Source organism: Hyunsoonleella sp. J2K-J805, assembly GCF_057167125.1.
This window is the reverse complement of sequence record NZ_CM169901.1, coordinates 226531-248745: the sequence shown is the minus strand read 5'-3', so window position 1 is coordinate 248745 and position 22215 is coordinate 226531. Positions and strand designations below refer to the sequence as shown.

The 22215-nt window shown below is 34.4% G+C and carries 26 protein-coding genes; 11 read left to right on the top strand and 15 right to left on the bottom strand.

Annotated elements, in window-relative coordinates; translation table 11 throughout:
• Window positions 1-48: 48 nt before the first annotated feature.
• The 8 genes from AC1B0Z_RS01010 to AC1B0Z_RS00975 all read right to left on the bottom strand — a co-directional run bounded on the left by AC1B0Z_RS01010 (window position 49) and on the right by AC1B0Z_RS00975 (window position 7448).
• Window positions 49-867 carry an enoyl-ACP reductase FabI gene (locus AC1B0Z_RS01010; RefSeq protein WP_483793651.1) on the bottom strand — a complete coding sequence of 273 codons (819 nt, stop codon included), beginning with the start codon at window positions 865-867 and terminating at the stop codon, window positions 49-51.
• A 74-nt stretch (window positions 868-941) separates the two neighbouring features.
• Entirely contained in the window at window positions 942-2594 is a 1653-nt protein-coding gene (gene recN, locus AC1B0Z_RS01005) for a DNA repair protein RecN (RefSeq protein ID WP_483793650.1), read from the bottom strand.
• 54 nt (window positions 2595-2648) lie between these two features.
• Complete coding sequence (gene porD, locus AC1B0Z_RS01000) at window positions 2649-3536, bottom strand: type IX secretion system protein PorD (protein ID WP_483793649.1); 888 nt, start codon at window positions 3534-3536, stop codon at window positions 2649-2651.
• Entirely contained in the window at window positions 3529-4740 is a 1212-nt protein-coding gene (coaBC, locus tag AC1B0Z_RS00995) for a bifunctional phosphopantothenoylcysteine decarboxylase/phosphopantothenate--cysteine ligase CoaBC (RefSeq protein WP_483793648.1), read from the bottom strand. Before coaBC ends, porD begins: the two co-directional genes overlap by 8 nt.
• 9 nt (window positions 4741-4749) lie before the next feature.
• Complete coding sequence (locus AC1B0Z_RS00990) at window positions 4750-5079, bottom strand: DNA-directed RNA polymerase subunit omega (protein ID WP_207303298.1); 330 nt, start codon at window positions 5077-5079, stop codon at window positions 4750-4752.
• 9 nt (window positions 5080-5088) lie between these two features.
• Entirely contained in the window at window positions 5089-5916 is an 828-nt protein-coding gene (locus AC1B0Z_RS00985; protein ID WP_483793647.1) for an outer membrane protein assembly factor BamD, read from the bottom strand.
• Window positions 5917-6048: 132 nt separating this feature from the next.
• Entirely contained in the window at window positions 6049-6927 is an 879-nt protein-coding gene (dapA, locus tag AC1B0Z_RS00980; protein WP_483793645.1) for a 4-hydroxy-tetrahydrodipicolinate synthase, read from the bottom strand.
• Window positions 6928-6929: 2 nt separating this feature from the next.
• Window positions 6930-7448, bottom strand: a complete 519-nt coding sequence (locus tag AC1B0Z_RS00975) for a DUF6913 domain-containing protein (protein ID WP_483793643.1) — start codon at window positions 7446-7448, stop codon at window positions 6930-6932.
• A gap of 168 nt (window positions 7449-7616) precedes the next feature.
• On the opposite strand from AC1B0Z_RS00975, the gene AC1B0Z_RS00970 reads away from it, so the two are divergent.
• From AC1B0Z_RS00970 to AC1B0Z_RS00960, 3 genes are all read left to right on the top strand, one after another.
• Window positions 7617-8276: a 5'-nucleotidase C-terminal domain-containing protein gene (locus AC1B0Z_RS00970; protein ID WP_483793641.1), complete on the top strand. Its 660-nt coding sequence runs from the start codon at window positions 7617-7619 to the stop codon at window positions 8274-8276.
• 4 nt (window positions 8277-8280) lie between these two features.
• Window positions 8281-9195 carry a bifunctional metallophosphatase/5'-nucleotidase gene (locus AC1B0Z_RS00965; RefSeq protein WP_483793639.1) on the top strand — a complete coding sequence of 305 codons (915 nt, stop codon included), beginning with the start codon at window positions 8281-8283 and terminating at the stop codon, window positions 9193-9195.
• Window positions 9196-9263: 68 nt separating this feature from the next.
• On the top strand, window positions 9264-9644 hold the full coding sequence (locus AC1B0Z_RS00960) for a DoxX family membrane protein (protein WP_483793638.1): 381 nt from the start codon (window positions 9264-9266) through the stop codon (window positions 9642-9644).
• On the opposite strand, the gene AC1B0Z_RS00955 is transcribed toward AC1B0Z_RS00960, so the two are convergent.
• The 4 genes from AC1B0Z_RS00955 to AC1B0Z_RS00940 form a co-directional block, all read right to left on the bottom strand.
• Entirely contained in the window at window positions 9641-10345 is a 705-nt protein-coding gene (locus tag AC1B0Z_RS00955) for a hypothetical protein (protein ID WP_483793636.1), read from the bottom strand. The genes AC1B0Z_RS00960 and AC1B0Z_RS00955 overlap by 4 nt on opposite strands.
• Window positions 10346-10426: 81 nt before the next feature.
• Window positions 10427-12430: an NAD-dependent DNA ligase LigA gene (gene ligA / locus AC1B0Z_RS00950; RefSeq protein WP_483793635.1), complete on the bottom strand. Its 2004-nt coding sequence runs from the start codon at window positions 12428-12430 to the stop codon at window positions 10427-10429.
• Window positions 12430-13299, bottom strand: coding sequence for a peptide chain release factor N(5)-glutamine methyltransferase (prmC, locus tag AC1B0Z_RS00945; protein WP_483793634.1), 870 nt, complete (start codon window positions 13297-13299; stop codon window positions 12430-12432). The genes ligA and prmC overlap by 1 nt, the downstream gene beginning before the upstream one ends.
• Complete coding sequence (locus AC1B0Z_RS00940) at window positions 13296-13787, bottom strand: GNAT family N-acetyltransferase (RefSeq protein WP_483793632.1); 492 nt, start codon at window positions 13785-13787, stop codon at window positions 13296-13298. The genes prmC and AC1B0Z_RS00940 overlap by 4 nt, the downstream gene beginning before the upstream one ends.
• A 52-nt stretch (window positions 13788-13839) precedes the next feature.
• On the opposite strand from AC1B0Z_RS00940, the gene AC1B0Z_RS00935 reads away from it, so the two are divergent.
• Window positions 13840-14295 (top strand): LEA type 2 family protein, encoded by a 456-nt coding sequence (locus tag AC1B0Z_RS00935; RefSeq protein WP_483793630.1) that lies wholly within the window; start codon window positions 13840-13842, stop codon window positions 14293-14295.
• On the opposite strand, the gene AC1B0Z_RS00930 is transcribed toward AC1B0Z_RS00935, so the two are convergent.
• Window positions 14292-14441, bottom strand: coding sequence for a hypothetical protein (locus AC1B0Z_RS00930; protein ID WP_483793629.1), 150 nt, complete (start codon window positions 14439-14441; stop codon window positions 14292-14294). The two genes, AC1B0Z_RS00935 and AC1B0Z_RS00930, sit on opposite strands and share 4 nt — an antisense overlap.
• Window positions 14442-14545: 104 nt before the next feature.
• On the opposite strand from AC1B0Z_RS00930, the gene ribD reads away from it, so the two are divergent.
• From ribD to AC1B0Z_RS00915, 3 genes are read left to right on the top strand one after another with little or no spacing between them, the layout of a single operon-like run.
• On the top strand, window positions 14546-15550 hold the full coding sequence (gene ribD, locus AC1B0Z_RS00925) for a bifunctional diaminohydroxyphosphoribosylaminopyrimidine deaminase/5-amino-6-(5-phosphoribosylamino)uracil reductase RibD (RefSeq protein ID WP_483793628.1): 1005 nt from the start codon (window positions 14546-14548) through the stop codon (window positions 15548-15550).
• Complete coding sequence (locus AC1B0Z_RS00920; RefSeq protein WP_483793627.1) at window positions 15543-16154, top strand: HAD family hydrolase; 612 nt, start codon at window positions 15543-15545, stop codon at window positions 16152-16154. Before ribD ends, AC1B0Z_RS00920 begins: the two co-directional genes overlap by 8 nt.
• A gap of 1 nt (window position 16155) precedes the next feature.
• Entirely contained in the window at window positions 16156-16773 is a 618-nt protein-coding gene (locus tag AC1B0Z_RS00915) for an IMPACT family protein (protein ID WP_483793626.1), read from the top strand.
• Here AC1B0Z_RS00915 and AC1B0Z_RS00910 read toward each other — a convergent pair.
• Window positions 16770-17165, bottom strand: coding sequence for an acyl-CoA thioesterase (locus tag AC1B0Z_RS00910; RefSeq protein WP_483793625.1), 396 nt, complete (start codon window positions 17163-17165; stop codon window positions 16770-16772). The genes AC1B0Z_RS00915 and AC1B0Z_RS00910 overlap by 4 nt on opposite strands.
• A gap of 192 nt (window positions 17166-17357) precedes the next feature.
• Between AC1B0Z_RS00910 and dnaA the strand changes: the two genes are divergently transcribed.
• Genes dnaA through AC1B0Z_RS00890 form a run of 4 tightly spaced genes read left to right on the top strand, consistent with a single transcriptional unit; the run spans window position 17358 to window position 21444 of the window.
• A complete protein-coding gene (gene dnaA, locus AC1B0Z_RS00905) occupies window positions 17358-18785 on the top strand; it encodes a chromosomal replication initiator protein DnaA (protein ID WP_483793624.1) in 1428 nt (475 codons plus the stop codon).
• A 13-nt stretch (window positions 18786-18798) separates the two neighbouring features.
• Window positions 18799-19251, top strand: a complete 453-nt coding sequence (locus tag AC1B0Z_RS00900) for a low molecular weight protein-tyrosine-phosphatase (protein WP_483793623.1) — start codon at window positions 18799-18801, stop codon at window positions 19249-19251.
• Between the two features lie 58 nt (window positions 19252-19309).
• Complete coding sequence (locus AC1B0Z_RS00895; protein ID WP_483793622.1) at window positions 19310-20734, top strand: PQQ-dependent sugar dehydrogenase; 1425 nt, start codon at window positions 19310-19312, stop codon at window positions 20732-20734.
• Entirely contained in the window at window positions 20734-21444 is a 711-nt protein-coding gene (locus tag AC1B0Z_RS00890) for an SAM-dependent methyltransferase (protein ID WP_483793620.1), read from the top strand. Before AC1B0Z_RS00895 ends, AC1B0Z_RS00890 begins: the two co-directional genes overlap by 1 nt.
• A gap of 7 nt (window positions 21445-21451) precedes the next feature.
• Here AC1B0Z_RS00890 and AC1B0Z_RS00885 read toward each other — a convergent pair whose 3' ends face one another.
• Window positions 21452-22117: a lysozyme family protein gene (locus AC1B0Z_RS00885; protein ID WP_483793619.1), complete on the bottom strand. Its 666-nt coding sequence runs from the start codon at window positions 22115-22117 to the stop codon at window positions 21452-21454.
• Window positions 22118-22215: the final 98 nt, after the last annotated feature.

Below are 22215 nucleotides of genomic sequence, written 5' to 3'. Positions count from 1 at the left end.
GTCAGCTTTCAAAAACCTGACAGGTCAAATTTTATATAATTATGTTAACTATTCTTCTCCAGTAAATGTGCTCATTACTGCATCACTTACGCCCATATTGCTAAAACCACCATCATTATAAAGATTTTGTAACGTTACTCGTTTTGTTAAATCGCTAAACAATGTCACTGTATAATTTGCGCAATCCATAGCTGTAGCATTACCTAAAGGCGACATCTTTTCAGCATAAGAAATAAAGCCATCAAAACCTTTTACGCCACTACCAGCAGTTGTTGGCGTTGGTGATTGAGAAATGGTATTTACACGTACTTTTTTATCTCTACCAAAAAAATATCCAAAGCTACGTGCAATACTCTCTAAATAGGCTTTATTATCTGCCATATCGTTATAATCAGGAAATACACGTTGTGCTGCCATATATGTAAGTGCCACGATACTTCCCCATTCATTCATCGCATCAGCTTTATAAAGCGTTTGCATTACTTTGTGAAAAGACATGGCAGAAACATCAGTCCCTTTTTGTGTCCAGCTATAATTTTGATCGGTGTAATGCTTTCCTTTTCTAACATTGATGGACATACCTATAGAATGCAATATAAAATCTATTTTCCCACCTAAAATCTCCATCGATTTTTCAACTAAATTTTGTAAATCTTCTTCTGAAGTAGCATCTGCAGGAATTATTTCAGAACCAGTCTTTTCCGCTAATTCATTTATTTGCCCCATTCGCATTGCAACAGGCGCATTGGTTAGCACAAATTGTCCGCCTTCCTCATGCACTCTTTCAGCTGTTTTCCAAGCGATTGAGTTTGAATCTAAAGCCCCAAAAATGATTCCCTTTTTCCCTTTTAATAAATTATAAGCCATAATATAGTCAGTTAATTTTATCTAATTTTTCGTGTCAAAAGTACTAAACTTTCAACTTTAATCTGGAATGTTTTTTAATTAAGTAATTCCTTAGCGTGAGCAATTGCCGAAGTTGACAACTCCGTACCACCTAACATTTGCGCAATTTCTACAATACGGTCGTCATGGTTTAATTTAACCAATTTAGTTTGTGTTACATTATCCACATCCTCCTTATATACTTTAAAATGAGAGTGCCCTTTAGCTGCAATTTGCGGTAAATGAGTAATGGAAAATACCTGCATGTTTTTACTCATTTGTAACATGATATCCGCCATTTTATTTGAAATTTCTCCAGAAACCCCTGTATCAATCTCATCAAACATAATTGTTGGCAACTGCGTATAATCTGACAGTATAAGCTTAATTGCCAGCATAATACGAGATAATTCGCCTCCAGAAGCTGCCTTTTTTAAAGCGTTAAAACTGCCTCCCTTGTTCGCAGAAAATAAAAATGACAGCTCATCTTTGCCATTTGAAAAATAATTTTCAGCAGATGACAATTCTATATTAAACTGCGCGTTTGGCATGCCCAAATCTGAAAGTATCGCTTGTAATTGCGCTATCAAATCAGGAATAGCTTTGTTTCTTTTAGAACTAATGGTTTTAGCCACGGCATCAAGTTTTTCGGCAGACTTTGAGATGGCCTCTATTTTATTTTGAATAGTTTCATCTAAATTCTCTGTAATTCCGACTTTTTCAGTTAGAGCCTCTCTTACTTCAATCAATTCTAAAACTGTTGATACCTGATGTTTCTGAAGCAGATTGTTTAATGTTTGAAGCTTCGTATTTACGGTTTCCAAACGCATAGGGTCGGCTTCAATATCGCTTTGTTTCGCATCAACTTCACTAAATACATCATCAATTTCAATTAAGCTACTATTCACACGCTCATATAGCTCTTCATATTTAGATGATAGCTCGGACAGTTTTGAGAGGCTACTTTTTAAATTGGCCATTATTGCTATAACCCCAATTTGTTCATCACCTAATAACTGATAAGCTTCAGATAGATGAGCTTTAATGTCTTCAATATTATTTAAGGTCTCATATTCCTCTTCTAAAGATTCTAGCTCACCTTCTACCAAATTTGCTTCAACTAATTCATTTAATAAGAAGGCATTATAATCATATTCCTTAATAGCATCTGCTTTAAGGGCATTAAGTTGTTCTAAATCAACATTTAACTGTTTATAGTTTATCAGCTCCACCGCATATAATTCAAGTTCTTTTTCATTTTTCGCCAACGCATCAATCACTTGAAACTGAAAATTATTTTGTGTTAGCTGTAGTGTTTGGTGCTGACTATGCACATCTATTAATCGCTCTCCAAGCAGCTGTAAACTATTTAAGTTAACAGGAGAATCATTTACAAAAGCTCTCGATTTTCCCGATGGCAAAATCTCTCTTCTGATAATAGTTTGAGATTCATAATCTAAATCTTCCGTTTGAAATAACGCCTTTAAATTGTAGTTTGAAATATTAAAAACAGCCTCTATGATACACTTTGCATTTTTGTCTTTTAGGCTACTTAAATCTGCACGTTTACCTAATATTAAAGATAAACCACCCAACAAAATAGATTTTCCCGCTCCAGTTTCTCCAGTAATTATGGTAAAGCCATCGTTAAAACTAACCTGAAGATGGTCAATTAATGCATAGTTTTTTATGGTTAGCGATGTGAGCATTTTGTAAAAATAGGTAAATTGTAGATGAATAGATTCCTGCTTTTAAAGGAATTCTTAAAACTTAATGTTTCGCCATTTACTGGAATGCATTGGTGCCACTTTCTGCAAAACATCTTTAAGATTAGCAATGTTTACCTGTGGGCCATCTGTAAATATTTGTTCTATTTCATCTGCCTTAGCGTCAAAAAATGTTCTTAGTAAAAATGAATTTGGGCGCCTGCTATTCATAGCATTGAATTTTGATAAGCTTGATGCTATCTTTTCCTTTCCTTTTTTGGTGTCATTACTCATGTCATCCAGACCAAGCCTATGATAATCGTAAATTACATTTCTAAATTCCTTAAATGTAGTGGAGAGCACATTGTCAATAAGTATAAATCTACTTTGCAACCCATCTTCCAGCTTCCACCCTTTAAAGTTTTCTTGCTGAGAGTAATTTAATATTGTTTGGGCCTGTTTGTAATACTCTTGTCCGCCATTTTGCTCATAAGAATCGGCATCTAGTGCTAAAATCATATACACATGAAAGGCTAAAACTGATATTAAGTTTGATGTATACTGTGTCGGATTATAGATTAAATTCTGAAACTCTAAGTACCTAAATGTAAAATCCTTATCGTTAAAATTATAAATCGGCGAACTATAAGAAGAATCGTAAATAGGTCTAGACGATTGTACCTGTATGCTCGCATTAAAAAACTCGCCGCTATATTCATTAATAATAATATTCATACTGCAACTGATGAGTTCTTGTGGCGCAAAAGTTTTATCCGTCCATTTCGTATTATTGATAAATTCGGTTAGTTGCTTTTCTAAATTCTTAAAAATCTGCAAGTTTTCGTTGCCCGTTTGTTGCGCATTTACAACTACAGTACAGTTCAATTCTTGGGAAAAGCCAAGTGAACTTAGGAAAAATATTAAAATGAATATTAAGTTACGCATCTACTTGTTTTACAATTTCGTTTAATAAATCTTTCGCTACTTCGGTTTTAGACTTTAATTCAAACTCTGTTACGTTATTTTTATTATCTATAAAAGTAACTTTGTTAGTGTTTCCTTTAAAACCTGCGCCTTTATCTTGTAACGAATTTAAAACAATTAAATTTAAGTTTTTCTTTTTTAGCTTTTGCTTTGCGTTCTCTAATTCGTTGTTGGTTTCAAGAGCAAACCCCACTAAAAATTGCTGTTGCTTAATCTCTCCTAGAGAAGCAAGAATATCTTTAGTGCGCTCTAAATCTAAAGTTAATGTATCAGATTTCTTTTTAATTTTTTGGGTTGCTACCTCTTTAGGCCTAAAATCAGCTACAGCAGCAGAAAGTATAGCTACGTTAACATCCTTAAAGTACTTATGCACTTCTCGATACATATCTTCAGCACTGGTAACTGGTATAATATTTATAAGGTTATGAGAAACATGTTGATGCGTAGGCCCTGTAATCAACACCACCTCAGCTCCCAAATTTGCCGATGCCTTGGCAATTTCAAAACCCATTTTCCCACTGGAATGGTTTCCTATAAATCGTACTGGATCAATTGCTTCATATGTTGGACCCGCTGTAATCAGTACTTTTTTGCCCTTTAGAGGAAGTTTCTCTAGGATATCATTTTCTATAAAAGCAACGATATCTTCAGGTTCTGCCATTCTACCTTCACCTACCAAACCACTAGCCAACTCTCCACTTGTTGAAGGAATCATAATATTGCCATAAGATTCTAAAGTTTTAAACGAATTCTTAGTGGATTCATGTTTGTACATATCTAAATCCATCGCAGGTGCAAAATATACTGGACACTTTGCAGATAAATATGTGGCTAACAATAAATTATCCGAAGTTCCATGTGCCATTTTGGATAAAGTATTTGCCGTTGCTGGTGCAATAACAAATAAGTCTGCCCAAAGGCCTAAATCTACGTGATTATTCCATACGGCGTTATCGTCATCTTCATTAGTAAAAGAAGAATGTACTGGATTTTTTGAAAGCGTGGAAAGTGTAAGCGGGGTTATAAAATCTTTTGAAGCAGGTGTCATTACAACCTTAACATTTGCTCCCGATTTTATAAATAAACGTACTAACGAAGCAGTTTTATAAGCGGCAATACCTGCAGTAATGCCTAACAGTATGTTTTTGCCGCTTAGGATACTCATAAATTGTGATTACTGAGCGTCTTCTTCCTCAGTATGTCTAAAGTAAATTTTATCTGTAAGCCATTCTTGAACAGCTAAAGCATGAGGCTTCGGTAATTTTTCATAAAATTTTGATACCTCAATTTGCTCCTTGTTTTCAAAGATTTCTTCCAAGCTATCATTGTAAGTTGCAAATTCTTCTAACTTATCAATCAATTCCTTCTTAATCTCTGTGTTAATTTGCTCCGCTCTTCTTGAAATAATAGAAATTGCCTCGTAAATGTTTTCTGTTGGTTCATCTACTTGATTTCTGTCATACGTTACCGTGTTTACCGGAGCAGTAGTTTTCTTTAAATCCATCATTATATATTAACTTTTAGCACTGTAAGTTTCTAATTCTTTATCTATTTTTGCTGCCATGTCTTCCGCTTCTGCAATATACTTAGAATTTGCATAAGCCTTTTTAAAGACATTAAAATATTCTTTTGCTTGTTCTAATCTGTTTTTCTTCAACCTAACAACTCCTTCGGCAGTTCGCTTGAGCTCTATACTATTAATAGCAAGTTCATATGCCGCATCAAAGCGATAAAACAAAGCGTCTTCACGTAAAACCGATCCAGGAAACTCGAATATAAAATTATCAAATGATCGTATTGAAGCTTTATAATCTGAAATATGATCATATTGCTTCGCTATTTCAAACGCTTTTTTCTCCAATTTAAAATCCAATTCTTTAACTAGCGTGTTTGCCTCTGCAACATATTGCGAATTTGGATATAAATTAATAAATTCTTGAAGCTTTTCAATGGCGTCCTTAGTTTCCTTCTGGTCTTTTGAATACCTTGGTGACAGCATGTAATAGCTTTTTGCACTTAAAAACGCAGCTTCTTCCTTCTTTTCACTTTTAGGGTAACTGGCCACGAAACGTTCAAACTGATAACCTGACACATAATAGTCTTTCATTTCAAAGAAAGATTTTGAGTATAAGTACATTAACTTTTGTGCTTGTGGTTTACCCTTATATTTAGGAACAATTTGTTGAAAAATTCTATTGGCCTTCTCATACTTACCTTCTTGAAAAAGCGAATCACCTGTTTTAAATTTCAGAGCAGTATCCTCAGATTTTAAAACCTTTTGATATTCACTGCATGAACTTAAAGTGCAGATAAGAACAATTATACCGAAAACGTATCTCATAAATTTAAACAAGTTGCAAAATTACACTTATTAAACGTAATTTAAAAATATTATTTTACAGCTAAAATAATTCTTCAAACCTTGTAGCTATCAGGTTTAAGTTATATTTAACTTTTGGAAGATTTTAAGTTCCTAAAACGTCTTTACAAAGTTTGATATTTTTGCTTTTAACGCTTCTGAAGCTGGCACCAATGGTAATCTTACCGCAGACTCACATAAATTTAATGCCTCAAAAACAGCTTTAATGCCTGCTGGATTATTTTCTTCAAAAATATAGTCTATAACATCCATTAAACGGAAGTGGTATTTATAGGCAGCTTTGGTATCCCCTTTTAATCCTAATCGTATCATTTCTGAAAACTCCTTTGGAAAGGCCTGACCTATTACTGAGATAACACCCGAACCACCTGCAAGTGTAACACCCAGAGCTAAATCGTCATCTCCAGAGATTACCAAGAAATCATTTGGCTTGTTTTTCAAAATTTGCAAATATTGATACGTACTGTTACCGGCTTCTTTCACTCCGATGATGTTATCAAAGTCATTTCCCAGACGAACAATAGTATCTGGCTCAATATTTTTAGAAGTGCGCCCAGGAACATTGTACAACAAAATATCTACAGAACTAGCCTCTGCAATTGCCTTAAAATGCTGGTATATGCCTTCCTGTGTTGGTTTTGTATAATATGGAGACACCGAAAGAATCGCATCAATTTCACTTAAATCCGTAGTCTGTATTTCCTCGATAATAGCAGCAGTGTTATTACCTCCAATTCCTAAAACCAGTGGTAATCTACCTTTGTTTGCTTCAATTACAGCAGCGGTGATATCCTTTTTCTCTTGTTTGGTTATGGTTACACTTTCGGCCGTTGTGCCAGATATTACAAAATACTCCACACCATTTTCAATATTGTACTCAACAATCTTATTAAGCGCAGCATAATCTACACTTAAGTCTGCTTTAAAAGGTGTAACCAATGCAACTCCAGTTCCAAGAAACTTATTATTCATTTTTAAATTTTATTTAATACCATTAAATATTTAACCACTTCATCGCTAAATATATCAACCTCCTTAATCTTAGTTTTTATAATGAGGTCATTTAACCGAGCATCACTCTGCAAAATTCCGATTTTAAATTGAGATTTAGACGCTGCTGTTAATAATTTTAATTCCAAATGCCCTTGAGTGTAATAACTAATCAAAACATCAAAAGGCTCATCAAGAAACGTTTGCAACTCTACATTTTTAACCTCTCCCTTCCAGCCAAAATCTTTTTCATTAAAGCAGGCATCCCAAGAATTACCGTGGCTTTTTAAATCAGTAGTATATGCTATTACCTTAATTTTATTTGCATGAACCTTCATGCGGGAAGCCAAAACATTAAACGCATTAAAATCTTCAATTTCATCAAAATTTAAAATAACACCTAGGCTTTTAATTTTAGTATTACCAACGTTAACTTTACGTTCGGATAATAATTTATTCAAATACTTTTTATTTGATTTTGCCTTAAAAGCTTTTAAAAACATTTAAATTTACACTTTGCGCAAAGGTAGCAAAAGTACACTCAAAAAATAATCAAATTTAAGATGGTAAATTTTACCAAATCAAAACTAAGCTTATGCTTACTGGTCTTGCTTCTGATAATTAGTTGTAAAACTGAGAAACTGCATTTAAACAAAATTGAGGGCAAGCGTTTGGATATCAACAAGGATGTTTCGCCAAATCCTGATGTTGAGGCATTTATTGCGCCATATAAAAATCGAATTGAGAGTGATTTAGATAGTGTTTTGGCCGTTGCCGTTGATACCTATTCTAAAAATGATGGAGAACTAAACACTGCCATTGGAAATTTAATGGCCGATATTGTACAATCTGAAGGAAATGGCATTTTCCATAAAAGAACTGGTAAAAACATTGATGTTGTTATCCTAAACCACGGCGGTATCCGTGCAGAAATTCCCAAGGGACCTGTGAGTGCCAGAACCGCTTATAATGTTATGCCATTTGAAAACGAAATTGTTGTTGTTGGGCTTAAAGGAAAACAGATAGATGGGGCTATTAATTATTTAGTAAGCAGAAAAAGAGCAAATCCTATTGCTGGACTTAAAATTGCAGTTGATAAGGATTTTAATTTGATTAGTGCTGCGATTAACAATGAAGCAATCGATGCAAACAAGATATACTATTTTGCCACCAGCGATTATTTGTACAACAGAGGCGACAATATGAACTTCTTCCAACCAAATGAGGGCGTTTATGAATTAGACTATAAAATAAGAAACGTAATTATTGATTATTTTAAAAAGACAGACACTATTAATCCTGTAATCGATGACAGGTTTATTGTAAAGTAAGAATATGAGAAGAAGAGATTTTATTCAAAAGGTATCTGCTGGCACAACAACTTTGGCTGCTGCTGGTAGTTTTGGGCTTCAGTCTTTTACCTCAAAACCTACTAAAATTACCATATTACATACCAACGATGTACACAGCCATATTGACCCGTTTGGCCCAGATGAAGGCAGAAATGCTAATAAAGGAGGTGTTGCAAGGCGTGCTTCTTTAATTGAAAGTATCAGAAAACAAAACCCTAATACACTATTGCTTGATGCTGGCGATATTTTTCAAGGCACACCTTACTTTAATTATTATGGAGGTGAATTGGAATTTAAACTAATGAGCCGGCTAGAATATGATTTAGCCACTATCGGCAATCACGATTTTGATAATGGCATAGAAGGATTATATGCCCAATTACCTCATGCCGAATTTGGTTTTGTTTCAGCCAATTATGATTTCTCTAATACCATTATGGACACCCACGTAAAGCCCTATCAGGTTTTTAAAAAAGACGGTATTAAAATAGGTGTATTTGGTTTGGGTATTGAGCTTGACGGACTGGTTGAGAAAAAGCTTTACAAAGAGACCAAGTATTTAGATCCTATTGAAATTACCCAGGAAATGACGCGCATTCTGAAGCACGAAAAGCGATGCGACTTGATTATATGTTTATCTCATTTGGGATATAATTATAGAAATAATCCTAACAAAGTAAGTGACTTGAAACTAGCTGAAGCCACAAAGGATATCGATTTAATTATTGGAGGCCATACACATACATTTTTACCAAAACCTACCATTGTAAAGAATCTTGATGGGAAAAACGTATTGGTAAATCAAGTAGGATGCTATGGGCTTTACCTCGGTCAGATAGATTTTTATTTTGATACGGATAAAAACAAAACTGCCAATGGCGCTTCGATTATAGTTTAGTTTTTTCTTAAAGTTTTGATAAGTTTTGGTAATTGTTGCGTCTAAAACCTTATCAAGCCAAAACTATTATGAAAAAATACGCCCCCTTAGCATTACGCATTATAGTTGCAGTAATCTTAATTCAAACACTTCGATTTAAATTTCTAGGGCACGAAGATAGCATCTACATTTTTGAAACTGTAGGCTTGGAGCCACACGGAAGAATAGGCATTGGTATTGCAGAATTAATTGCAGGTATACTATTGATATTCAGAAAAACAGCATGGGCGGGCGCACTTTTAACCTTAGGCATCATTGGTGGAGCCATAATAATGCACCTTACTACATTGGGCATTGACGTAAAGGGTGATGGTGGTTTACTATTCGGGACGGCATTAGTTACCTTTTTATTGTCTGTAGTAATTGCCTTTATTAATAGAAATGAAATTCCGTTTATTAAAAAAGCTTAATTAAGTACTTTGTCATGTTTTCTGTACTTTAATTTTGCCTGTTCATATAAGAAATAAAAGCCTACAAGTCCCAATGATATCGTAAAGAAATTAAGAAGGTTTTGATGTGAGACGTATAAATATGCTATATTGATTACCTCAGCAAAAACAATGCATATCGCACCTACTAATATGTAAAATGCTTTTCTGCTATCCTTATAAAAATAATTTAAAAGTGCCAAGGAGAGTATCATTAGCATAGAAACGTTGTATACTATTTCTAAAATGTATTCCGCACCTAAATCTAAATAGGAATTTACAATCTGTAAAAGGACATAAGCTATATAGGAATTTAAGATAAATAATACTATGATAGAAAAAAGATAGTGCTTCAAAATATAGCTAAGAGATAAATTTCTGCCTATTTCAATAGTTAAGGCTATATATGCAAGAATATACAAGCCATTACCTATAAAATAATCAATATGATAGGATAATTGATCAGAAAAGATCACCATTAAATCTGATATTGAATATAGCACCAGAAATAAAACGAAATACAGCGATCGTTTTTCAACATTACAGAAATACGCTATTGTGATAATAGGTAAAATCAACGCACTAACACCTTCTGCGTACAACAGATTGCCTGAGAACAAAAAATACACAAATAGTGCATAAATTGAACCTACCATACATGCTAAAACTTTGGGGCTACACATAATAATGGTTAATAGCTTTAAAGCAAATATAACCAAAAAAATGCAATTAATCGGTAAAAAAATACTTTTTATCGTTAATACCTATATTTTATTTATTATTTGTAGGAATTCAACCTCTGAAATCAATTGAATTCCCAGAGCGTCTGCTTTATTCTTTTTACTTGGCCCCATTTTATCACCAGCAACCACAAAACTAGTTTTTGAAGATATAGAACTGCTTACCTTTCCGCCATTGTCCTCAATGAGTTTTTTTAATTCTGTTCTAGAAACATGTTCAAACACTCCAGAAACGACGATAGATTGCCCTTTTAGGATATCTGTTTGACCTTCCAATTCCTCTGAAGATATTTCCAACTGCACGTCAAATTGCTTTAATCGATTTATGATATTGATATTTTCCTCTGAAGCAAAAAACAGTTTTACACTTTCCGCTATTTTTACCCCAATTTCATCAACATTTTCTAAATCCTCTTGAGATGCGTTAATTAAATTATCAACGGATTTATAATGTTTTGCCAGTTTTTTTGCAACCGTTTCCCCTACATAGCGAATACCAATGGCATATAACACCCTTTCAAAAGGAATATTTTTAGAGGCTTCAATCCCATTAACTAAGTTTTCAGCACTTTTCTCAGCCATACGTTCCAAAGGAATAACTTGCTCTTTGGTCAATTCATACAAATCTGAATAATTTGAAATTAACCCCTCATTCACCAAAAGCGCCACCGTTTCTCCACCTAAACCTTCAATATCCATGGCTTTTCTAGAAATATAATGTTGAATTCTACCAATAATTTGTGGATTACAGCCATTATAATTAGGGCAATAGTGTTTGGCATCGCCTTCAGTCCTTACCAGTTCCGTATTACACTCAGGGCAATGCGTTATATATCGCGTGGGTTGTGAATCCGCAGGGCGCTGGGTAATATCGATGCCTATAATCTTTGGAATGATCTCCCCTCCTTTTTCCACAAAAACAGTATCCCTTTCGCGTATATCCAACTTTTCAATTTGGTCTGCGTTATGAATAGAGGCACGTTTTACCGTTGTTCCAGCCAACTCAACAGGCTCTAGATTTGCCACTGGTGTAATCGCACCTGTACGCCCAACCTGATAGGTTATTTGGTTTAATACTGTAGACACCTGTTCTGCCTTAAACTTATAAGCCATGGCCCAACGCGGTGCTTTGGCGGTATATCCCAACTCTTCTTGCTGTTGCAAACTATTAACCTTTACCACTACACCATCGGTTTCATAAGGCAATTCATGACGTTTCGTATCCCAATGGTTTACAAACTCCAAGACTTCATCAACATTTTTTGCTAGAATAGCTACATCTGGCACTTTAAATCCCCATGAGCGGGCCTTCTCCAAACTTTCAAATTGGGTTGAAATTGGTAAGTTTCTCCCCTTTAAACCGTATAATAAACACTCTAGTGGGCGTTTAGCCACTTCGGCACTATCTTGCAGTTTAAGGCTTCCAGATGCTGTGTTTCTTGGATTTCTATAAGGCTCTTCTCCATTGGCAATACGCTCTTCATTCATCTTATTGAAACCCTCAAAAGGCAGTACAATTTCTCCTCTAATTTCAAATTTATCGGGATAATCTCCCTTAAGTTGTAACGGTACAGATTTAATGGTTTTTACATTTGCAGTAACATCATCCCCTTGAAATCCATCGCCTCGAGTAACAGCCTTTACCAATTTACCGTTTTCATAGGTTAAACTCATGGAGGCACCGTCATACTTTAGCTCGCAAGTATAATTGACTTCGCCATCTACGATTTTTTTGATGCGCTTTTCCCAATCCCATACATCTTCTTTGGAATAGGAATTATCCAGGGAATACATGCGGTATTCATGCTTCACCGTTTCAAAATTCTTTGTAACGGCTCCACCTACGCGTTGGGTGGGCGAATTTGCATCATAAAATTCTGGATGCTTTGCTTCCAGTTCTTTAAGTGCTTTCAGCTTAACATCAAACTCATAATCTGAAATTGTAGGGTTATCAAGCACATAATAATTATAATTGTGCGCTCTAAGTTCTTCTTTTAGTTGATTTATTTTATTCTGAATATCTTCCATTAGTTAAGTTCTGCTTTTACCATTCTATCCTTACCAAAAGCATCTTGTTTTAAAACTATATTTTTATAATTGAATTTCTCCAAAAACAAGACAGTTTCCTGTCCTAAGTATTCATTTATTTCGAAAAACAATAGTCCCTTTGTCCTCAATGCTTTTTTAGCAAATTTAGCAATAGCATTATAAAACAATAGCGGGTTGTCATCCTCAACAAATAAGGCTAAATGCGGTTCATAATCTAAAACATTTGGCTTCATCAATTGTTTTTCTTTTGCTCTCACATAAGGTGGATTAGACACAATTACATCAAATTTATCACCGTTAAAATACGCTTCAAAAGCCTCTTCATTTATAATATCTCCTTCAATAAATTCAATATTTACTGAATTATATTTTGCGTTCTCTTTAGCTATCTTTAGAGCATTTTTACTGAAATCAAAACCATAAACTTTAGCTCCTAGTAAGTTTTTGGCCAATGAAATTGCAATACAGCCGCTTCCAGTGCCAATATCTAAAATATTAATGTCGGTAGTTGTTTCGCTTCGTTTTGAATGCCAATTTAAAATCCATTCAACCAATTCTTCAGTTTCAGGGCGTGGAATCAAAACATCATCATTCACTTTAAATCGCAGACCGTAGAATTCGGTTTCCCCTAATATATACTGAATTGGTTTTTGCTGTTTCAGAAGCTCTAATGCTTCTAAGATTAAAGCTTCATCTTTTACTTCTTTCTCAGGATACATTGCTAAATCAATCCGCTTTACACCATAAAACTTTTCAGAAATGAGATAAAAGAAGGTATCTATTTCCTCCTTCGGAAATATCTTGTGCAAAACGTTATGAAATTCATTTTTTATTTGAGCTAACTTCATAAATTTTTTATCATCCAAACCCCACAGGAAAAATGGCCTGTATTTCCTAGAGGCGCATCTAAATGAGTAAAACCGTAACTCTCATAAATATGTATGGCAGCTTTCAATTGCGGTGCAGACTCTAAATAACATGTTTCATAGCCCAAATCTTTTGCCGCTTTTAAACAGGTTTCAAACATCAACCTACCATAACCTGCTCCACGAACCTTAGGTGAAAAGTACATTTTTTGAATTTCGCAGATATTACCCTCAAAATCCCTAAGAGGCTTCACTCCTGCCCCTCCCAAAATTTCTCCGTTCCTTTCTACTACATAATACACATCATGGTCATTTTGATACGATTCAAACATAGCCTTTGTTTCAGGATCTGCATAGGCTGTACCCTCTAAAGGAATCTTAAATTCATGAAAACAATTACGAATCACTGCTTCCAACTGCGGATTGTCCTGTGGCTGAATTTCTCGAATAACTGTAGTATCTTTACGCACTTTAACTGGTCTTTTCTAAAAGTGAAGATACAGCAATTCTTAAAAAAATAATATGAAACGTGCTTTATTATTATTAACAATATGGTGTACTTTTTTCAACTGCAAAGTGAACGAGAAACCTCTATTTGTAAATCTTGAAAATATAAAGGTTGAAGAATCTACATCTAAATACATCATTTTATCTGCGGATGCACTTTTTATGAATCCAAACGATATTGGTGGTGAACTTAAAACCGACGAAATTAAGATTTATGTGAATGATAATGAGGTTGGTTATGTCTCAACTGAAAGTTTTAAAGTACCTGCAAAAGAAGAATTTAGCATTCCGCTTAAAGCAATCGTTCCTGTTGATAGCTTGATAAGCGGTAAAAGTATCGGCGGGCTTATTGGTAGTTTATTTAGCAAAAAAATGAAAGTACAATACAAAGGCGATATTATATATAAAACACTAGGGTTTTCGTATACGTATGACGTTGATGAAACTGAAGAAGTGGAAATTAAACTTTAATCATTCTTTTTGAAAAACACCTTTTTAATTTGATAAGCAATATCAGAAACTAAATAAACCAGTCCAATGCCGATTCCAAAAATTCCAGAAAACTTAGCTTTTCCATAATGAATAGAACTAGAGTCATACGGTGTGTCAAAACTCATTTTGTATCCAAGAATAATTAGAAAGACACAAAAAGGATAAGCTAACAATCGAATTAAAAAGTTTTTAAGCATAAACAAAAATAAACAATCGTAATTATTCAATTTTGAATCGTCACAACCACTACATAAAACGCTGTATTGCAATCGCCAAAAACGGCTTGGGCTTAACGAGACCAAACCCAATGGTAGGATGTGTTATTGTTGCCAATAACAAAGTTATAAGTGAAGGCTTCACCAGTGTTTACGGTGGTAATCATGCTGAGGTTAATGCAATTGAAGCGGTAAAAGATAAATCTGCTTTAAAACAGGCCACACTTTATGTAACCTTAGAACCTTGCTCCCATTTTGGAAAAACACCACCTTGTAGTGATTTGATAATAAAACACAGCATTCCTAAAGTGGTAATTGGCTGTATCGATGACAACCAACAAGTAGCTGGAAAAGGTATTAAAAGATTAATTGAGGCCGGTATTGATGTTACAGTTGGCGTTTTAGAAGATGAATGTAAGCTACACCATAAGCGCTTTTTTACGTTTCATAATAAAAAACGACCCTATATTATTTTGAAATGGGCCGAAACTCAAGACGGTTTTATAGCACCAAAATCTAAAGCAAAACAAGAGCCTGTTTGGATTACAAACGAATATTCAAGGCTATTGGTTCATAAATGGCGTGCCGAGGAACAGGCCATTTTAGTAGGCACAAATACTGCGCTAGAGGACAATCCTAACTTAACTATTAGGAATTGGACAGGGAAAAACCCTGTAAGAGTAGTGATTGATAAAAGTAATAAATTAGAAAAAAATCTAAACATTTTTAATGCAGAAGCAAATACTATTGTGATTGACAAAGCTATTGTAGATTTTTCAAAACCTATCGGAAAGCAAATATGTAAAGTGCTGTTTGAAAAAAGTATAAATTCTGTAATAATCGAAGGTGGTGCAAAAACACTACAAACCTTTATTGATGAAAAGCTATGGGATGAGGCGCGCATTTTTGTTGGGACTTCTAATTTAAAAAATGGCGTAAAAGCCCCTAAAATATCAGGAACACTCATATCTCAAACTGAAATAGAAAACGATCTTTTAAATATTTATAAAAATGATTGATACCATTATATTCGACTTTGGGAATGTATTTATCAATCTTGATATTGAAAGTGGATATAAAACATCCCTTGAACAACTTAGAATAAGCGCACTGTCAAACGACATCATAAACATCAACAAACTATACGAAACAGGAGAAGTTTCAACAGAGAAATTCATTGATTTTTATGCTGGAAAATTCCCTCACCTGACTAAAAACCAACTAATAAGCTTATGGAATATCATTTTAAAAGATTTCCCGAGACACCGTTTGGAGTTTTTAAAAAATTTAAAAGCGCAAAACCGATACAACCTGATTTTACTGAGCAATACAAACGAGCTTCACATTGATTGGATAAAAAACAACATTTCATTTTATGACGATTTCAAAAACTGTTTTGACGCGTTTTATCTATCACACGAAATACATTTAAGAAAACCAAATAGTGATATTTTTGAGTTTGTTATAAACGAACAAAAACTTCAACCAGATAGATGTTTATTCATTGATGATAATGAAGATAATGTTACCACCGCAAAAGAACTAAGTATTAAAACATGGCATATTACACCTTATGTAGAAGATGTAGCAGATTTGTTTTTAATCCAAAAACAACTCTTTTAGTTTGGAGCTTAATGACACATATAAGACGATTGTTTCCCCAACCGAGGATATGCTTTTTAAAGAAAAGAACAGTAAATTTTATGGCTACGCTTACCCTGTTACAAATGAAGATGATGTAAAAAAACATTTAACGGTTGTAAAAAAACAGCACCATACTGCAAGACATTGGTGTTATGCATATAAAATTGGCATTGAGCAACATAGTTTTAGAGTAAATGACGATGGCGAACCTAGTAATTCTGCTGGAATGCCCATTTATGGTCAAATACTGTCTTTTGAGGTTACTAATATACTCGTTATAGTTGTTCGGTACTTTGGTGGCGTGAAATTAGGCATTGGTGGTTTGATACAGGCTTACAAAACTACTTCGCAACTAACTTTGGAATCTTCAAAAATTATTGAGAAAACCATTAATGTTCAGTTTCAGATTATATTTGAATACAAAGAGATGAATAAAGTGATGCGCATAATCAAGGAAAGGCAATTGCAAATCATCAACCAACAATTAGAACTAAATTGCGCGATAACCATTTCAGTTAGAAAAAGTGAATCTGAGAAAATATTCGAGGTTTTCAATTCAGCCTACAGAGTATCTATTGAAAAAATAGAACAATCCTAGGTAATCGCTTCCATAATATATTTAGGCGGTCTAGTTGGTCTATTCGTTTTCATATCGATAAAAACTAAAGTAGTGTTTGCCGTGGTTAAAATTTCACCAGCTTCATTCGTAATTTCATACTCAAATTCAATCTTAGCAGTAGGCTTGTTTTTAAGTTGAGTTTTTACATTAATTAGATCGTCGTAACCTGCTGATTTTTTATAATTTATATTTAAGGAAACTACTGGCAACATTATACCATCTTCTTCCATTTTTTTGTAGGAAATCCCAAGTTTACGCAACCATTCAATTCTCCCCATTTCTAAGTATAGTGCATAATTGCCGTGATATACTACTCCCATTTGGTCAGTTTCACCATATCTCACTCTTATTTGTATTTGATCGAATTTCATGACTTTATATCAATATTTTTTTGTAGTTTCGGCTAGTGCTTAAACTTGAGGAAAAATTTCTGAAAATTCAACTCGATTTGATTTTTTTTTTTAGAATTTTGTTCACATATTTGCCACACAATAAATGGGGGATTTAAAGAGGTATTCTTCTCTTTAAATAATTACTAACTAAAAATCAAACATCTTAACTAAATGAGTACGACTGCGCAATCGGTTTGGAGTAACTGTCTCAATTTTATAAAGGATAACATCCAACCGCAAGCCTATAAAACTTGGTTTGAACCCATTGTTGCAGTAAAGCTTCAAGATAACGCTTTAAGTATTCAAGTTCCCAGTAAATTTTTCTATGAATGGCTCGAGGAGCATTACGTTAAAATTTTAAAAGTTGCCCTCACAAAAGAGTTAGGAGAAACCGCCAAATTAGTTTACATCATTAAGATGGAAAACACATACGGCAACAAACAGCCCTTTACTGAAAAAATCCCAAGTTCTAATAGAACCCCAGTAAAGTCTCAAGAAGTTGATATTCCACTTAACAATAAAAGTCCTGAACTAAAAAATCCATTTGTAATTCCTGGAATTAGAAATGTAAAGATTGAATCGCAGCTAAATCCTAACTATAGTTTTGAAAACTTTTTAGAAGGAGACTCAAATAGATTGGCAAGAAGCGCAGGTTTAGCCGTTGCTGCAAAACCTGGAGGTACTTCTTTTAATCCTTTGTTAATTTTTGGTGGCGTTGGTTTAGGTAAAACACATTTAGCACACGCCATTGGCGTTGACATTAAAGATAAATACCCTGAAAAAACAGTACTATATATCTCGGCAGAGAAATTTACACAACAATACATTGATTCTGTAAAGAAGAACAATCGAAACGATTTTATTCACTTTTATCAAATCATTGATGTTTTAATTATTGATGATGTACAGTTTCTTTCTGGTAAATCAGGGACACAAGATGTATTTTTCCATATTTTTAACCATTTGCATCAAAATGGCAAACAGGTAATTTTAACCAGTGACAAGGCGCCTGTTGACATGCAAGACATTGAGCAACGTTTGCTATCCCGTTTTAAATGGGGGCTTTCTGCTGAGTTACAACATCCTGATTTCGAGACTCGTGTTTCTATACTAAAGAACAAGTTATATCGTGACGGTGTTGAAATGCCTGATGAAATAGTGGATTACGTCGCCAAAAATATTAAGACTAATGTACGGGAATTAGAGGGTGCAATTATTTCATTAATTGCACAATCCTCTTTCAATAGAAAAGAGATAACACTTGACCTTGCGAAACAAATCGTTGAGAAATTTGTTAAAAACACAAAACGTGAAGTATCTATTGACTATATACAAAAAGTAGTATCAGATTACTTCCAAATGGATGTAGACACCTTACAATCCAAGACACGTAAGCGTCATATTGTACAAGCAAGACAGCTAGCTATGTTCTTTGCTAAGAAAATGACTAAAGCCTCATTGGCAAGTATTGGTTCCCAAATTGGTAAACGCGATCATGCAACAGTACTTCACGCATGTAAAACAGTAGACAACCTTTCTTCCACGGATAAACAGTTTAGAAAATACGTAGAAGATATAGGTAAAAAACTTTCAGTTTAAATTAAATACAAAAATGACTAAAATTCTGATGGTCTGTTTAGGCAATATCTGCCGTTCTCCATTAGCTGAAGGCATTTTAAAATCCAAACTTCCACAAGACAAATTTGTAATTGATTCTGCAGGAACTGCCGCTTACCATATTGGAAGCAAACCAGATCCCCGCTCTATTTCAGTAGCCAAAAAATACGGTATTGATATTTCGCACCTTAGAGGCAGACAATTTGTTAAACAGGATTTTGAAGTATTTGATTTTATTTACGCAATGGACGAGTCAAATTTTAATCATATCATGGCCATGGCCGAAAATGACAATGATTCATCTAAGGTGAAACTTATTTTAAATGAAATCATGCCAAACGAGAATTTGAGCGTTCCAGATCCTTATTATGGTGGAGATCAAGGCTTTGAAAATGTGTTTCAAATGCTTGATGAAGCCTGTGAAATCATCAAAACTAAACTGGTTTAACACCTAACAATCACTCCATTCGTTTCATATTTAGTAACTTTATACAAAAAGATACGTTATGAAACCGCTTTTTCCCATTACACTGGCATTCCTATTATCGATGTTAAGTTTTAGTCAAACTGTTACTTTATCATCATTTGCCTCAGGCTTCAATAATCCAGTTGAAGTGGTAAATGCAGGCGATGGCCGTCTTTTTGTTGTAGAGCAAGCAGGCATTGTTAAAATTTTAAATGCTGATGGTTCTGTCAATCCAATACCTTTTTTGGATATCTCCTCAATAGTTGGCTCTGGTGGTGAACGCGGGTTATTAGGTTTAGCTTTCGCACCAGATTACACAACTTCTGGTAGGTTTTATATCAACTATACTGATAACTCTAGTACCCAAACACCAAATACAGTAATTGCGAGATACACCGTTAGCGCAAATCCTGATGTAGCAAATGCATCATCAGGCACAATATTGCTGACATACCAACAACCATTTGACAACCATAACGGTGGGAAAATCGCATTTGGACAAGATGGGCTTTTGTATATAGCTTCAGGTGATGGAGGTAGCGGTGGAGACCCTGGAGACAGAGCACAAGACACTACAACTAATTTAGGGAAAATATTGAGAATTGATGTTAGTGGTGCAACTTATAGCATACCAAGTACAAACCCATTTTCTTCATCCGCTAACGGACCTAACAATCCCAGGCCAGAAATATATGCTATTGGATTGCGAAATCCATGGAAGTTCTCTTTTGATAAGGCAAATGGAGACTTGTGGATTGCTGATGTTGGTCAAAATGCATATGAGGAAATAAATAAAGTTAGTGGCTCAGGCAATCCTGGTGATAATTATGGATGGCGTTGTTTTGAAGGCAGCAGTACTTTTAGTGCTTCCGGGAGTTGTCCTTTACCTGGAGATTTTGCAAGTACCATTGCTCCCGTTTCAGAATATGCCCATGTTGTTGGAAACGGTTGTTCAGGTTCAATTACCGGTGGCTATGTATACAGAGGCACACAATACCCGAACTTTATAGGAAAATATTTTTTTGCTGAATTTTGCAAACAAACTATCGGTATTCTTACCGAAACGAGTTCAAACGTCTGGTCTTTATCATTTCAAACACCAAATGTTACAGAAAGATGGACAACTCTTGGTGAGGGAAACGATGGGGAACTTTATATTGTTGGAGGCGCTACAATCTATAAGATACAAGATGCCAGCTTAAGCATTAATAAAAAAACTAAACTTAATTTTAAATTGTTTCCAAACCCTACACAAGATAACGTAATTATAGACTTAGGAAATTTAAGAAATGAGGTGAATACGGTCTCAATTTTTAATATTTTTGGTCAACTTATTGAAACTAAAAATAGCATTGCAGAACGTACCATACATATACCGCTTATTGCTTACAATAAAGGAGTGTATTTAGTTGAAGTTAACTATAAGGATAATTCCAAAGCAATCAAAAAATTACTAATACATTAATGCAGAAAGGAAAACTATTTTTAATACCAACAACACTTGGCGACAATGCACCGCTTGAGGTATTACCAATTTCAGTAAAAAAAGTAATTGAAGATATTTCGATATTTATAGTTGAAAATGAAAAATCTGCGCGACGATTCATAAAAAAAATAAGTCCTAAGAAATCACAGCCAGCCTTAGAACTGTTTTTATTGAATAAATTTACCCAGCCCATTGAATTGCCAGAGTTTTTAGAACCATGTTTGAACGGTAAAAATTTAGGACTGCTCTCAGAAGCGGGCTGCCCTGGTGTTGCTGATCCTGGAGCTGATGTTGTAAAACTAGCCCATGAGAAAGACATTCAAGTAGTGCCACTGGTGGGGCCGTCATCGATATTAATGGCCATTATGAGCTCTGGTTTAAACGGACAAAGTTTTTCTTTTAATGGTTACTTGCCCATTGATAAAGGTGAAAGAAAACGAGAGCTAAAACAACTGGAACGTCTATCATTTGAGCAAAATCAATCCCAAATTTTTATAGAAACACCTTATCGCAATAATAAAATGTTAGAAGATATTTGTGCCACGGTTTCAGGTGATACAAATGTTTGTGTAGCATGCGATATTACGCTGCAAACTGAATTTATAAAAACACTACCAGCTAAGGTATGGGCAAAAAAAAATGTAGATCTCCATAAGAGACCTACAATTTTTATTATCCATAAAAGGTAATGCGCTCCTAAAGCGTATTCACTTTTGCTTTTTTATCCGCTATTAAAAATGATGTATCATAACCAGAAAATCGTTTCATATAATTCGATATGGTTGTGCCATATCCATCTGCAAAGTTATCCAAACCATAACTTCTCAAATACTTTTTCACACTTCCGGGACCCGCAAGATGTGCTGCTGCCAAAATACCTGATTCAGTTACCAAAACACCATTAATACGTTTTCCAACAAATCGGTTAATATCTCTACGTAAAATCCATTTATTACGTTGGGCATTAGCTATAAACGCCTTTTCTTGAAGTTTTGGGCTATTTAAAAAGTTATGAAGATTTCTAACTCCAATTAACTTTAGCGTCTCTTTTCCAAATTGATACTTCCCTAAATATCCATAAGTATTAATCGTCCCATAATTCCCTCCTGATTCCTTGAAAGCCAAAGCTTCCTTGAACCCAACGAACGATTTCCCAAGATATGGGGAAAAAGTTTCGTATCCATCATTTGATGTCTCAACATTATCAGTAATGCTCACATCTGGCTTAACTGTGTAATTTAACACCAAGCCATCGGTTGAATACCTGCTAAAATCTACAGTTTCCTCTCTTGAAAACAATACTTGCAATAGTATACATATTGTAAGTACTAAACCTAGATAACTTGCAATATTTTTTACCATATAATTTAAATTTCTTCAGCAAAATTTAAACGTAAATTTGCTTGAAAATTTGAGCCGGCAAAATTACGCTTTTTTTTGATTTTATCAAAACTAATCGT